This window comes from Saccharothrix sp. AJ9571 (genome assembly GCF_021725495.1).
Lineage (GTDB): Bacteria > Actinomycetota > Actinomycetes > Mycobacteriales > Pseudonocardiaceae > Amycolatopsis > Amycolatopsis magusensis.
On record NZ_CP091382.1, the window covers coordinates 7362775 to 7377453 of the forward strand.

The following is a 14679-nucleotide window of genomic DNA, read 5'->3' on the forward strand; positions in this document are numbered from 1 at the left end:
GCGAACACCTGTGACCGCTCCGCAGAATGAGCCCGGACGCCGCCTCAGCGCGCTCGGAACCTTTGAACGCTTGCGCGACGCCTACCTGCGGTACTACGACACGCCCTTCGGTCTCGAAGACCGCCGCCTGGAAGAGGAACGACGCCTCCTGCTCGACCGGGACGGCGGCATCTACCGGCTCCCGCTGCTCGAGCTGCGGCCCGAGTATGTGGACGTGGGACGTTCCCTGGCCGATTCCATGAGGGCCGCTGGGGCGCCATCGGAACTGGCCGAGTTCGCTTCGGCTGGGCTCGTTCCGCCCGGCCGCCCTCTGTACCAGCACCAGGAGGACGCCCTAAGAGCTGGACTCACCCACGGCCAGAACATGGTGATCACCGCAGGTACAGGATCGGGAAAGACTGAGTCCTTCCTGCTGCCCATGCTAGCGGCGCTGCTGGCCGAATCTGCGACTTGGAAAGGAACGCGCGCGCCGGAGGCCAACCGATGGTGGCGTTCGGACAAGGCGGCGTTTCAGGAGCAGCGGGCTGGCGAAAGCGGCCGAACCAAGGCGGTTCGCGGCCTGATCCTCTACCCAATGAACGCTCTCGTCGACGACCAGCTCACCCGCCTGCGCAAGGCGCTCGACAGCGACGCCGCGCGCAGCTGGCTGGACGCTAATCGTGGCGGGCACCGTTTCTACTTCGGCCGCTATACCGGCGCCACCCCAGTCACAGGTCATCCCGACAACGACCTCGCCGTGAAGGACCTGCGCCGGTACCTGCGGCGAACCGAGGAACGCGGAAGGCAGGCTATAAAGCGGTCCCGGGACGAAGGGCGTGTAGACATCGAGTACTTCGTGCCCCGGCTTGACGGCGCGGAGATGCGATCCCGGTGGGATATGTCGGCCGCGCCGCCGGACATCCTCATCACTAACTACTCGATGCTCAACGTTATGCTGCTGCGTGAGCGGGACGGCCATTTCTTCGACTCGACGCGCGCCTGGCTCGACGAGGCCCCGGAAAATCGCTTCACGCTTGTGGTCGACGAGCTGCACATGTACCGCGGCACCGCGGGAACCGAAGTCGCGTACCTCATCCGTACCCTGAAGAACCGCCTCGGGCTGCACCAGCGACCAGACAAGCTGCGGATCCTCGGCGCCTCGGCGTCCCTCGAGCCGGGCCGTGACGAGAAGTACCTGCAGGAGTTCTTCGGTGTAGGCGCCGACACATTCCGCTTTGTCGCTGGTAAGTTGGTTCAACCGCCCGCAGGAGCGCAGCCAACTGCAGATGAGGTGTCGCGGCTTGAAGTCGCGCCGCCGGAGCAGGTGGCTGACCTGGCGCGCAAACTGGGAGTCCTGAACGCGTTGCGTCGAGCCTTCCACGAGCCAGACGGTAAAGCTGGCACCACTGCTGTGGCGAAACCTGCCGCTGCGCTAGCTAAGAAAGTCTTCCCTGGAGTCCGGCACGAATCCGCAATTCCGGTCTTGCGACGCATCCTCGACAGTATTGCCGCAGTCCCAGCAGCTGGTGATCCCAAGCTGCGAGCCCACCTCTTCTTTCGCAACGTGCCAGGAATGTGGGCATGCACCGACCCGCAGTGTCCCGATATTCCAGGTGGAAGCTACCCCGGACGAACGGTGGGCAAGCTGTACGCCGAGCCCGCAGCGCGTTGCTCCTGCGGAGCAAGAGTTCTGGAATTGTTGTATTGCCAAAACTGCGGCGATGTACTGCTGGGCGGTTTCGCTCCACATGGTGCCACCCAGCGAAGCAGCGTGGACACCATGCTCCTGGCCGACATACCCGAACTGGCGAAACTGCCAGACCAGGTCAAGCTCGAACGCACCGCCGCAAACTATCTCGTCTACTGGCCTCGGCCGGTACCGGCCCTGTCCCAGCTCGATGAGATCAAATGGTCGGTTGATAAGGAATCAGTGGAGTATGGCTTCCGGCGTAGTGTCCTGGATCCGCTAAAGGGTGAACTCAGGAACACGCCGGACCAGTCCACAGGCTGGAGCTTCCATGTGAAATCCAGGCGCACCAAGACGGGTACATTCCGCAGAGAGCCAGAGTCACTCAGCCCATATCCAACCCGCTGTCCCGCGTGCGGTGACGACTGGGAAATTAAGTACGGTCCAAACCCTCTTCCTCATACCGACAAGCGGCGGCAACGCTCACCGATCCGGGGAATGCGAACGGGTTTCGAGAAAATCAATCAGGTCCTCACCACCGAGCTAGCGGGAGACCTCGCCGACGATGAACGTAAGGTCATCGTCTTTACTGACAGTCGCCAGGATGCAGCGAAACTCTCTGCCGGCCTGGGCTTGCGCCACTATCAGGACTTGTTACGCCTGCTGCTCTACACCGAGCTTCAGCAGCATGGTGATCCAGCCGCGGACCTGACCGTCGCGCAAAGTCACTACGCCCGGGCCGAACGCAGTACAGAGTCTTGGGCGGCCGTACGACGGCTAGACGAACGAGATCACGCAACTTTCCGGGAGCTACGCGAGATCTGGGAAGGTGCGCCAGACGCAATCCCGGCCCGGGAGGAGACGCTGATCTCCCAGCTATCCCGGCCGCTCACCCTATCCGAACTGGCTGGCAAAATCGCCACAGAGCTGGCGTCGCTGGGAATCAACCCCGGAGGACCGCGCGCGAGCCTCCAAAACAGAGGAAGCAAGCGGGACGCTACCACGTGGACGACTCTCTATGACTGGAGCACCACGCCACCACGCCTCCGCGGAAACCTCAGCCCCATCCAACAGGGCCTAAGCGCTGATATTCAGGATTCGCTACTCGAAGAAATGCTGAGCGGCCTATTCTCGGGCAGCGGCCGGGACTTCGAGTCCCTGGGACTGGGATGGCTCACCCTTCACGACGACCTCGGACCAGCCGAAGGAACAGCCACGACACCCACCGCCTACGCCAGGGCGGCTCTGCGTGTGCTGGCCGACCAGCGCCGCTTCAACGGGCTTCGCAACGGACGAACCGACCCGACCCCGCGCCTGCGCCGCCTCTGGGAGGAGATCGACCGACACGGTGGTCCGTCAACCGAAGAACTCCGCGACATCGTCTCGGCCCGATGGGGTGATGCCGTCAAGGAGTACGTGATCGACCCGGCCAAAGTGACCTTGCGTGCACCTGCTAATCGCGCATGGACCTGCACCTCGTGCCTGCGGCAACACCTCACCATCGGCTGCGGCCGCTGCACGAAATGCTATGCACCGCTGCCAGATGAGTCGTCCGAATTAAGTGTCGACAGCGACTACTACGCGTGGAAGGCCACGACAGGAAACGGCAAGTTCCGGCTTCACTGCGCCGAGCTTACTGGCCAGACTGATCGCCTCGACGCCCAGTCCAGGCAGGCGCGGTTCCAGGGTGTGTTCCTCGATCAAAACGAGCACGAGTTGCCGGACTCGGTTGACCTGCTCTCCGTGACAACAACCATGGAGGCCGGCGTCGATATCGGTTCACTGTCTGCCGTTGTCCTGGGCAACATGCCGCCTACGCGATTTAACTACCAGCAGCGCGTGGGGCGCGCCGGCCGACGGGAAAGTCCTGTCGCGATCGCGCTGACGGTCTGCCGCGGCCGCAGTCACGATGAATACTACTTCGAACGCCCGCAGGCCATCACGAATGACTCTACGCCCGAGCCATACCTCGCCCTCGGCCGGAAAGAGATTTACCTCCGCTCACTCTGCAGTGAGGTGCTTCGGCTGGCCATGGCTGACATCGCCGCCGACACCGTCTCGCGTGGGAGCGATCTGGACTTCACTACCAACGTGCATGGAGCCTTCGGGCGAACAAGCGAATGGCCGGTAATCCGCCCGCTGCTTGAGGCATGGCTAAACGACAACCGCTACGCTGTGACCCGCACCGCCCGCGCCTTGGGCGGTCACACCCCATTCGCAGACACCGCTGCCGACATGGCGCGCCGCCATATTGGCGAGCTCGTGAGCACCATCAACCGGTCTGTTGACAGTGCATCCGGTCACCACGAGCTGAGCCAACGACTCGCAGGACACGGCGTGCTTCCGATGTTCGGCTTCCCCAGCAGCGTCCGCTACCTCCATCTGCACCGGCCCAAGAGCGCGTACCCGTGGCCACCCAGCGGTGTAATCGACCGCGACCTTGCCATGGCCGTAAGCCAGTTTGCGCCGTTGGGGGAAGTCGTCCGGGACGGCAAGGTACACCCGGTTGTCGGGATTACTGCCTTCCGGCCCCAGCGGCCGGCCCCGCAACCCGAACCGGATCCGCTCGGACCTGCCCGGCTCATCAGCGTGTGCCACTCGTGCTCCTACCTCACAGAAGCACCCGCCGACGGTGGATACGATGAGACCGAGACCTGCCCCCGGTGCGACGCGGCGCCAGGCACTTTCAACACCATGCCGCTGCGTGAGCCACTCGGATTTCGTGCTGGACCTCCTCGTGACTTCGATGGGAACTTCGCATGGTCGCCGATATCAATCTCGTCGCGTGCCCACACCGATCTCAGCACCCTGACACAAGTACAAAACAAAGCGGCAGTTGTATACTCCGGTCCCGGACGGCGTTTCGTCATCAACGATAACAGCGGGCAGCTCTTCACGCTGAAACCCGCTTCAGCCGACCACAACAACTGGGGCGGCTACGTCTCGGTTGATGCGATCGAACGGGGCTTGGTGCGCGCCGACGCTACCTCAGGGGATGTCATGGAGGTGGCCATCGGGGCGGTCCAGCCCACCGACTTCTTGTTCCTCGGGCCGCAACAGTCCGCCTACCCTGACCAGGGCATTAACCTGAGGCTCGTCACGAATATGCCACAGCCATCAGGTGCGCGGGATTACGCCGAAGGACGACGCGGCGCGTGGTTCTCTCTCGCGTTCCTGCTCCGCACCACCGCCGCGGCACTACTTGACGTCAAACCGCTGGAGCTCACCGCAGGCATCTACTCCGGCCATGTCAACGGGGCACCTGCGCCGTTCGCGTTCATTGCCGACACCCTCGAAAACGGCGCAGGGTTCAGTAGCCACCTTGGTGACCCCGCTGTGCTCCCGGACCTCCTCGATCACATTGACGGATACCTCGACGAGCTTCACGATCACGAGCACGCGAGTGCTTGCGACGCGTCGTGCTATCGATGCCTGCGCGACTATGGAAACATGGCCTATCATGCCTTGCTTGACTGGCGTCTTGCACAAGACCTCTTCGGCGTGCTGATGGGACGTGGTCTGCGCCAGGATCTAGCACGGGAGGCGACAGCGCTCCAGAGGTGGGCGGATGGGTACAACGCGACGATGATCGAGGGGACTCCCGCGCCGGCCGCGTACCTTGACACCTTCACTGCAGCAGGTGTGGTGGTAGCCCGCCATCCCTTAGAAGGCTCAAACAGGACGCTGATGGCTTCCCGGCTCGCGAAAACAGCCAAAATCGCCAACAGTCAGCACCCTGGCGTGCCGGTCGTGTTTGTTGACACCTTCACGCTCGACCGAGCTCCGGCCAGGGCGGTGGAGATGTGCGAAGAGGCAGAACAAACATCATGAACCGTCACGGGTAAGCGCCGGTCGGCGTGGCAGGTGTTGAGCGTAATAGGCGGTCTCGTGCTCGGTCGGGGTGAGGTAGTCCAGGCGAGAGTGCAGGCGGGCGTTGTTGTACCAATCGACCCATTCCATCACCGCGTACTCGAGGCGCGGGCGGAGCGAGCAGCGGCCAGACTGATCTCGGCGAGCGAGACGAGACGGGTTTCGGCCAGCAAGCCAGCTTCCGCGGTTCGTCCGAAGCCGCCTGGAACCGGCCGCTCTCAGCTGGACCTGCTTCGGCTTCCCCAAGGGCCAGGTGTGTTGTCGGGCGGAGTTTCGCGGCGTTCGCCTGGCCCGTCGGGCCGGGTCCGCCCGAGGTCGTTGGCGGTACCGACGAATACCGGCCAGTACATGTCCACGGTGTCCTCGTCAGGTGAGCGTCCGACAAGTTTGCGCTGCTCGTTGGGGTGCACGAGATTGCGGAAGCCACGCACCGCGCTGGCAATGCGGTAGGCGTCCGTGTCAATCCACTTGAGGCGGTGCGCCACGTAGATCAGCGCCTGGAGATTCAACTTTTCCGCTGTCTTCGCGGGTCGGATGTTCTCGGCCTTCGCTTCCGGTTCGTCCCAGATCGATGCGGGGATGGGCCGGTTCTCCGCCGCGTCGAGCAGGAGCCCCTCGATCAAGCTGCCCAGCAGGATCATCGCCGCCAGGTAGCAGCCGTTGGCACGGCACTTCTCCAGTTCGACCACCCGTTGCTCGAGGACCGGCACCAGGCGCTGGTCGGTCACGATCTCGGCGATCGAGTACTGCAGCTTCTGCCGGCTGATGTCCACCGGCAGGTCTCGCGGAGCCGCGCGACCGGCACGCACGACCGGGCGCAAATCTACATCGAGCTCGACGTGCAGGTTCTCGACCTCCAGGAGGTAGTTGAGGCGCTCGAGAACTTCGTCGGCGGACTCCCGGTCCTGCTGGTACTCACGAGGATCGGTCATCCGCTTCAGCAACTGCTCGATCGCACCGGCATCATCGCGCCGACGCAGCAGCTGGGCGATCGTCCACGCCTTGCGACTCTCGCCGTCGTACTCGCCCACGTCCCAGCCGGCCCGCCGGAAGAAGCCGACGAGAGCCTTCACACTCCGGTAGTACTGCGTGCCATCGGCGCAGATGAGTTCCGCGACCGCGACCAAGGTCTGTTCGTCGATCGACTCCACGATCACTCCTCACCCGATTCGATGCCGTGTTCGCGCAACGTCTGCCAGACGACGGCCAGTGCCTCGTCCGGGTTCAGGATGAACTGGCTGTGGGCGACCCGGCAGAACGGCCAGCCCGCTCGGCGTAGTTCGCGCAGAGCCTCGTCGTCCATCCGGCGACGTTCGGCCGGAAGCCCGGTGTGTTCATCGCACATCACAGCGACGGACATGTCCCGCCCGCGCACGACGATGTCGAGCTGACGCCCGCCGATGTCAAGCTGGGCGTCGGCGTCGTAACCATGGGTCCGGATGCGCAGGTACACCTGCTGCACAAACAGCGATCTGAACGGATCGACGCGCCGTGCGGCCGGGATCTGATCGGGATCAACATCCCGACGCTCGGGGTCTTCCGGTTCACCGTAGGCGCTCAGCATGCGGTAACGGATGTCGTCGCTGGCCAGCTCAGGGCCTAGGGAGGTGACGAGCCAGAGCTGGTCTCGCGCCCGGCTGACGGCGACGTTCAGATACTGCTCATACCTCAGGTTGCTCCGAATGGCATTTGTCCGCCCGGCGGCCACGGTCGCGACGAGCATGACGTCCCGTTCGTCCCCCTGGAAGTTCTTTGCATCACCGACCCGGATGTCCCGGCTCTCGATCTCCGACGCCGCGATCCGCTTCCCAAGGATCCCCCGGATCATCTCGACCTGGCGAGCGCTCTGCAGAGCGATGATTCCGAATTTCTTCTTTTCGTAAGCCGGATCTTTCAGGCAGTCGTGCAGGATGTCGACGACGCGCTCGGCTTCCGGGCGGTTGGTCAGGTTCTCCGACGTTCCGGTGGTGCGCCCGTTGGTGACGACCTCGATCTGGACGGGCTGCAGACGGTCGGCGCCGTGTGGCCGCAGGGGCACCAGTTGGCCGTCGTAGAACTGCTGCGAAGGCCAGGCGATGATCTCCGGCATGCACCGGAAGTGCTCTCGCAGCCGGATGACGGCCGGGAAGGCGCTGCTGAGGATGTTGTAGAGATTGCCATTCGGCAGCAGCATCTCGCGCACGTGCGGGGGCAGGTCAGGGAAGTCGGCCCGCAAGCGCTCGGTGACCCCGTCCAGGAGCCGCGGGCTGTTGAACGGCGTGCACTGCTTGTCGTCACCGACCACGATGACGCGCGGCGCGAGCCACAGCAGGAACAAGGCGGTCGGTTCGGCTTGGCTCGCTTCGTCGACGATGACAACGTCGAAGCTGTTCGCCTCCGCGGGCAGTAGTTCTGCGACCTGGCCGATGGTCATCACCCAGGCCGGCACAGCCTCCTTGGCGGCGTTCATCGCCGATCGCGCGGACTTCCGGTGTTGCCCGGCGTGCCCACCCTTGCCGTGCTGCCGCTTCGAGAAGAATTCGAAGGACTTCAGCCCGCGCTTCGCACCTTCGCTCATCCCCTGCAGGCAGTGCGACCAGGCCTTGGCCGTCGCGAGTTCGGCGGTGGCGGTGAGCAACCGTGCCTTCGCGTCGGCCAGGTCGGTCTCCCACTGGGCGTCGAGACCCGGCTGGTGCCGGGCGCGCAGGAATCGGTCAGCAATCGCCCACGCCCAGGCCTGGTCGATCGCCGCCAGCCGCTTGGCCCATGGGTCGTCGTGCGCAGTCGTCTCCAGCGAAGCCAGGAGCTGTCCGTGTCCTTCCGCGAGTGGAGTGCGCAGCTGCAGCAACCGCCGGTGTGCCTCGATGGTCCGGCGCGCGTTCTCGACCGCGGCGGCGGCGAGGTCGAACCCGGGGACGTCCCGGCGGTCGAAAACATCCGAAAGGTTCCGCAGCTCCGGCGCTGCATCGGGCAACACGGCGGTATCGGCCAACCAGATGCTCACCTGCGTGAGGTAAGCCTCGCGTGGGGCGGCCTCAATGCGGTGCCAGGCGAGAGCCGTCGCATCCCGGAAGGTGAGCCATTGCTCATGCGTCGTCAAAACCGCGAGAACGCCGTGCTTGCCGAGCGCAGTGCGCAGCTCGAACGTAAGCTGTCCGAGCTCCCGCAGCACAGGGAGGGTGTCTTCGGCTTCGGTGAGCCAACGGAGGCGGTCCGTGGCACGGGTCGCCGGGTCCGGGATCACGGCCACGAAGCTCCACGCGTGCTCGACCTCGGTGAGGGTTACCAGGATGTCCAGCACGTCATGGATGGCAGCAGCGCCTTCTTCGGTCCGTGGCTCACGGTGCCGGTACGTGCATCGCTCCCGCACTGCCTGCGTCTCGCGGCCGAGAATGGTGAGCCGACGGAACCAGGGAGTGCGTACGGCTTGATGGTTTCGCAGTCCGTGTAGCAGTGCCGCTGCCTCGTCACGGAGGTCTCGAAGCGCAGGCTGGTCGTGCTCGGGGAACTGGACGTCTCTCAGCAACGGGTTCCTTGACCGCGCCGAGAGGGCTTCCGCCACGGACGGCCTCGCCATGACGTCTTGCCACGCACTCAAGTTGGTACCGGCGAGCAAGTCGCCGACGGCGCCCTCGAGCCATCGCTGGCTTTCCGAGCTGGCGGCACGCTGGTGGAGATGACGGACAATCTCGGTCACCCGTTCGAGGGAACTGAGCCACCGCTCAAGTTCGGCGGGGGCGACGCGGCCGCAGCGGTCTGCCAGATCACGCGCCTCGTCTCCGACGTCAGGCGGTACCAACTCCGGGAAGAGCTGTGCGGCTTGCTTGACCGCGTCGACCTCCTCGGGCGGCGGGAGGAACTCGGCCGCGCGGATTGGGCCGTCCGGATGCGCTTGGACCAAGACGTGCAGTTCAGCCAGTTCCGAGGAGATCAGCGGGCAGTGCACGGGCGCGTCCGCGTCCAGCGGCGGAAACCAATCGAAGCCGGCGCGTCGTTCTTGAACCAGTGCGGCGATTTCTGCCAGCCGGCCGTCGTACCCGTCGGCGACGGCTGGATGCTTGACGTGCTCGGATTCGCGTAGGTCCGCAAGGGACGCTTCAGCGTCCGCCACCCGCTGCCTAGCCACGGTCCAGCGCTCCTGGGCTGCGTCGACACGCTCGCGCGCTTGGACAGCATTGGTGCCGTTAACGTACTCCGACATCGCCCGAACGCTCGCTTCCAGGTCCCCGGCGCGGCCGTCCTTAGCGCCGGCGAGAGAGACACACAGGTTCTGCATGTCCGGGGGCAGCATCCCGCGGAGCACCCGAAGCGGCTGCTCACGCTGGCTGACGACCAGTATCCGCATCCCTTCGGCCAGCATCGCGGTCAGGAAGTTCGCGATGGTGTGGGTCTTGCCGGTTCCCGGCGGCCCTTGGACGACAGCACCGTTGTCCTGTCGCACCCGGTCGAGAACCAGCCGCTGCTGCCGATTGTGTTCCCGGGAGAAGAGCGGGTCGGTGCTGAGCGTCTTGGCGGTCCCGGCCGCGGCCGTAAGCCACGCCTCTTGCTCGGCTGGCGTCAGGTCGCGGAGGATCTGGACTAAGGCCTGCGGCACCACGACCGCCGGATCGCGCAGCTTGTCCAGCACGTCGTCGAGGAAACCGGCGATGCTGGAGCGGTCTCGCCGCCGGAGGACGATCGCCGGGGCCGCCGACACCGAGAGCCTCCCTGCGCGCTCGCTGTCCGGAGGCCGCGTCGCGTCGCTGTACTGCAGTGACTCCGGGAGCAGTCGCCGGCTCCAATCGGCGAGCCACTTTTCCGCTCCCTCATCGGTAGGCAGCAGATCGGAGTTCTCGACATCACCCCGGATGTCGTCGACCCTGCCCAGCCGTTCCCCCAATACCGGAACGAGGAATCTCCGATCCTCCAGCACCAAGACCGCGTTCTCGTCGACGCCAATGGTCACCCCGGAGTAGCGCTCATCCATCCGGGCGAATAACCGTTTGACCAGCAGGTGGCGGTTGACGCGCCGCCCTGCATCGTCCGTGCCGGAAAGGAGGCCCGCACAGAGGACCAGCTCGAATTCATCATCCTGGTTGGCGAGTTTCTCGGCCACTTGCCGGAACTCTTCGTAGAGCTCACGTCGTGGACGCTCCGCCTCGATCTCGGCCAGCCAGGCGCTCCGCGCAGCCAGCGCCGCGCGATACGCCACAACGAGCGACCCGTCGTCACCGAAATTCTCCACCTGGTCGGCCAACCCAGGCGGCACCCTTGGTTCCAGCACCTCGTGGTCCATCCACTCGCCAGGCGTGACGTAGCCGGTCAGCTGCGACGGCAGTGCCGGAGGTGTCGGCAACGGCACTTGGTCTACGGCGACGAACCCGCCATCGGAACCCGGCTGTGCCCGAAGCACCACGCTGCCGGGCAGGTCCGCCAACCACCAGCTTCGTTCGAAGTTGTCGAGATCGCAGGTGTCGGCCTTGGTCGTGACCGCCATGTCGCGGAGATACTCCACCAGCTTAGTCGCCTCACGGCGGACGTTTGGGTCGTTCGGACGCATCCAGTCCCCATCGCCACACCCGTCCCCTCTCGACGGGCAGTAAGACAGAATCCGACAGCGCCGTGACCAGATCAAGCAAAGATCGGAAACGACCCCGAAATGTACTACCGGCCTTCACGATCGGTAGCCGAGTCACGCTCCGAACCACCTCACCGGACGACTTGCGCGCGGCGAATCTGGAACGGCCGGGCGCACCGCTTACGGTTGTTCAATGCTGGTAACTCCGCGGCCGGGCACCGATCGCCAGAATCTCCTCACGCATCTCCAAAGCCTGCGCGACCAAGCGGCCATTTTGCAGAGTGGCGGCACGGGAGGCGCGTACCAATGGCTGCTCGCGTACCTCAACTGGACGGCGAACGCGGCGAGCGCCCTCGGCGGCCAGGTAAGTGAGGCCGATCTGACTCGCCTCCTTCTCACCAAACGGTATGAGCAACTGCTCAGCGGCGTCGGCACACTGGCCGGCTCGGACACCGTGACTGTCGTCAACCTGCTCGTATCTCTGGAGCTGCGAGAACGCGCTCCCGGTCGATCAGCGCATGCCCACCAGCACCGGCATAGGCCAAAAACGTGCCGATCTGGCAGTTCTCGATCCGTCCGGCGGTTCCGGAGTACTGCCGCTGCACGCCGGCCGAGCGGGTGCCTTTCTTCAGGCACCCGGCGTCGTCGACGATCAGCACCCCCGCCCGGCTCGCCGAGGTGCTCGACCACGTAGTCGCGAACGTCGTCACGGACGCCGTCGATGTCCCAGTCCGCCCAGCGCAGCAGCCGCTGCATCCCGTCCGGGGACACCTCGCCGGCCTGCTCGGCCAGCGTCCACCCGTTCTTCCGCTCCAACCCCGCCACCAGCCCGGACATATACTCCCGCGCCCGGCCCCGCGGCTCCGACCGGGTGAACCGGCCCGCGATCCGCTCATGCACCCGATCCAGCTGATCCATCACCACATCGGCCACCACCAGGACGATCTACCACACGCCACCCGAGTGCCGTTGCAGTACTAGGCCGACGGCCGCGGCCACGGCGGTCAGGTTGTTCAGGAAGATGATCGGGGAGCCGACCACCCCAACGATGCCCAAAATCAAAGAGGCCCACACCAGAGCGGCGAATTTGGCTGGCTTGGTCTGGGGCAAGGGCGCTTGGGCGGGCATGGAGGTCAGACGGCAGCATTCCGGAACAGCGGGCATCCTGGCCATTGGGCCCAAGATCAGCGGATAGTTGCTGACCACGTCAGCCATCACGGTCAGCTTCGTTACGTCCTCTGTATACACCGTGACCTGACTGTCATCCTGACGCCGCAAGGCAGCTCGTGGATACTGTCATCCATCTGTCCAGGGTTGTCAGGTTCTCTGGAATACCAACACTTCGGGCGAGGCGGCGGTCACCCCTTCGCCTCCTTCCGACACGTCTCACTTAGGAAACGGAATGAGCACCCGGCCCGGCAACCGTAACGACATACAACCACCACACGACTTGCTCAGCGTTCAGTTCAACAACTCCAGTTAGGAGGAGTGCATGGACGCCGCTACTTTTTTGGATTGGCCTACTTAGCAGGCGTCTTTGTCAGCTGGGCGGTGTACATGCGCCGTTCCGGCCTGACCGACATCAAGCACGAGCAAGGTGTGACATGGCGGGGATTCCTACTGCCCAATCTGCTTTTCTTCATCTTGACCTGGGCAAAGTCGACCTACTGGCTGCCCACCTTCTTGGTATGGTTGATCTTGTACGCCTTCGGGCTGTCCAGGTGCCCATGGAAGGCGGCAACTTCATTTCAAGGACGACCAGTACGCAAAATATTTCGCATCGGCTACCGGCGCGCTATCCCAGAACTGGGCATACCTGAAGCGGGCGACGAGCCCGCATAACGCGTATCTTTGAAGCACGACTTCAGCTTTTGAGCAAGCTAACTGGCCGGGCAACATCGACAGTCGAGCCCATCGAGGATTTACTACCCAAATGAAAGGCTAGAGCATGGCTGACAACACCGCGCGAGCCCGAGATCAAGTCGAAGGGCACCGAAGGGCTATTCGTGAGCATATCGACAAATGGAAGAGGTACCCTCAGCAGCACGACAAGGATACCGCGCTGAAGACAATCGCAAACGCCCAGGGCCAGATTCAAAAGCTGAAGGATCGGCACCCAACCCTGAAGCGGGACAACTCCTCGGAAGATACATGGCGCCCTCCCCGGTAGGAGCGGTTAAAGAATTATATATTTCCTGCTATAATAGCTAGCAGGAATGCCTTGTAGTCTAACGGTAGGGCGCTCGCCCCTGGAGCGAGAAGTCTTGGTTCGAGTCCAAGCGAGGCAGCCATTTATTCGGGATTAGAAAAATTGGTAAAGTCACCCTGGTTTTGGCCCAGGAGTTTGAGGGTTCAAGTCCTCCCTTCCGGGCCGGTGATACTATCTGACATTCAAGCCCATGTTGATTCCTGGAATTGCAGCGGTGGCGCGAGCAAAGAACTAGCACTGCCCGAACCGAACCCGCCGTACTATACAGCCGTTCTCATGGTACTAGTCGTTCGCCCCCTCGAAGGTGGCGATCATGCTCTTCGCCTCCTCGATCTGCCTACTGTACGTTCCCAGAACCGTTTCTCTCACGCCAGGACTGGCGTCAGCCAATTTAATAACGGCTTCGTCATACTTTTTCTGAGCCTCGGCCAGCATCTGCTTCGAACGTTCAATCTGCTTGTCATATCTTCCCATTTGTTCAACTCCCTCTCCGGGACACTTTCACTCTAATGCGTTGGACAGATTTGTTCGCTGTCACCCTGAACGCACAGCACCTTTCGTCTCTACTGCCGGGGAGTCCTCGTGTAAGACGTTGACGATTATCAATCGTCTTGCGCTGTCGGGCCGTTACAGCGATCGAGATGATGGAGTAGGTGATTTCTTCACAACCTCCGCAACTTGTACCGATACCTCGTCTATCCGCGGCGCTTCGTCTAAGAGGATGTCTCGTAACCCGGTGGGCGACTCGTCGGGCTGATAGTTGATCATGTTGGTGTGGTTCAGGTGATCACAGCGTCGCGGCCGGAGTGGATTGCCCCGTTCACTGGACTGGACCGGGTCAGTTCCGCAAGCTGGTGCGGCTGGTCGCGAAGCGGGGCGGAGACGAGATCGCGGACGGGCGTCCGGGCCGGCAGTGGGCGTTGCCGCTGGCCGACCGGGTGTTGCTGGTCGCGACCTACTGGCGGACGAACCTGACGATGCGCCAGATCGGGCCGCTGTTCGGAGTGTCGCATTCCGCCGCGCACCGGGTGATCGACACGGTCGGGCCGCTGCTGGCGCTGGCGCCAGTCCGTAAACGCCGGGTCGACTCCGTGGCGATCGCGGACGGCACCCTGTCCCGACCCGGGATCACCGGTCGGCGACCCCGTCGAAGAACTACCGGTATTCGACCAACGTGCAGGTCGCGATCGATGCCGAGACCCGGCTGGTGATCGCCACCGGTGACCCGCGGCCGGGCAGCCGCAACGACAGCTGGCACACCGAAGCGGCCCTGGAGAGGTTCCTACCTCGTTAAGGCACGAAAGTGCTCTACGCGGCGTCGGGTCGACGTCACTTGTCGCCTGGAGGACCAGGCCTGGGACGCCGTGATTGTGCAGCACCTGAACCACGCGGCGTTCA

At 63.8% G+C, this 14679-nt stretch carries 6 protein-coding genes, 1 tRNA gene and 2 pseudogenes; 3 read left to right on the forward strand and 6 right to left on the reverse strand.

Annotation, left to right across the window (positions count from 1 at the left end; all coding sequences use genetic code 11):
- Window positions 1-10 precede the first annotated feature (10 nt).
- Entirely contained in the window at window positions 11-5497 is a 5487-nt protein-coding gene (locus L3Q67_RS33205; protein WP_499185365.1) for a DEAD/DEAH box helicase family protein, read from the forward strand.
- Here L3Q67_RS33205 and L3Q67_RS33210 read toward each other — a convergent pair.
- From L3Q67_RS33210 to L3Q67_RS33230, 5 genes and pseudogenes are all read right to left on the reverse strand, one after another.
- Entirely contained in the window at window positions 5492-5626 is a 135-nt protein-coding gene (locus tag L3Q67_RS33210) for an IS3 family transposase (RefSeq protein WP_499185366.1), read from the reverse strand. The two genes, L3Q67_RS33205 and L3Q67_RS33210, sit on opposite strands and share 6 nt — an antisense overlap.
- 128 nt (window positions 5627-5754) lie before the next feature.
- Entirely contained in the window at window positions 5755-6687 is a 933-nt protein-coding gene (locus L3Q67_RS33215) for a hypothetical protein (protein ID WP_499185367.1), read from the reverse strand.
- A 2-nt stretch (window positions 6688-6689) separates the two neighbouring features.
- Window positions 6690-11054, reverse strand: a complete 4365-nt coding sequence (locus tag L3Q67_RS33220) for an AAA domain-containing protein (protein ID WP_499185368.1) — start codon at window positions 11052-11054, stop codon at window positions 6690-6692.
- Window positions 11055-11563: 509 nt separating this feature from the next.
- A pseudogene (locus tag L3Q67_RS33225) lies at window positions 11564-11990 on the reverse strand (IS701 family transposase); the annotation flags it as partial.
- 27 nt (window positions 11991-12017) lie between these two features.
- Window positions 12018-12287 (reverse strand): hypothetical protein, encoded by a 270-nt coding sequence (locus tag L3Q67_RS33230; protein WP_499185369.1) that lies wholly within the window; start codon window positions 12285-12287, stop codon window positions 12018-12020.
- Window positions 12288-13289: 1002 nt separating this feature from the next.
- Between L3Q67_RS33230 and L3Q67_RS33235 the strand changes: the two genes are divergently transcribed.
- Window positions 13290-13363 (forward strand) — tRNA-Gln (locus L3Q67_RS33235).
- A gap of 200 nt (window positions 13364-13563) precedes the next feature.
- Here L3Q67_RS33235 and L3Q67_RS33240 read toward each other — a convergent pair.
- Window positions 13564-13755, reverse strand: coding sequence for a hypothetical protein (locus tag L3Q67_RS33240; RefSeq protein ID WP_499185370.1), 192 nt, complete (start codon window positions 13753-13755; stop codon window positions 13564-13566).
- A gap of 300 nt (window positions 13756-14055) precedes the next feature.
- Here L3Q67_RS33240 and L3Q67_RS33245 point away from each other — a divergent pair.
- Window positions 14056-14530, forward strand: a pseudogene (locus tag L3Q67_RS33245) (transposase family protein); the annotation flags it as partial.
- Window positions 14531-14679 lie beyond the last annotated feature (149 nt).

Excerpts from the sequence above, each read along its gene's own strand:
- L3Q67_RS33230 (WP_499185369.1), bottom strand. The coding sequence starts at position 12,287 with ATGGCTGACGTGGTCAGCAACTATCCGCTGATCTTGGGCCCAATGGCC.
- L3Q67_RS33220 (WP_499185368.1), bottom strand. The coding sequence starts at position 11,054 with ATGCGTCCGAACGACCCAAACGTCCGCCGTGAGGCGACTAAGCTGGTG.
- L3Q67_RS33240 (WP_499185370.1), bottom strand. The coding sequence starts at position 13,755 with ATGGGAAGATATGACAAGCAGATTGAACGTTCGAAGCAGATGCTGGCC.
- L3Q67_RS33210 (WP_499185366.1), bottom strand. The coding sequence starts at position 5,626 with ATGGAATGGGTCGATTGGTACAACAACGCCCGCCTGCACTCTCGCCTG.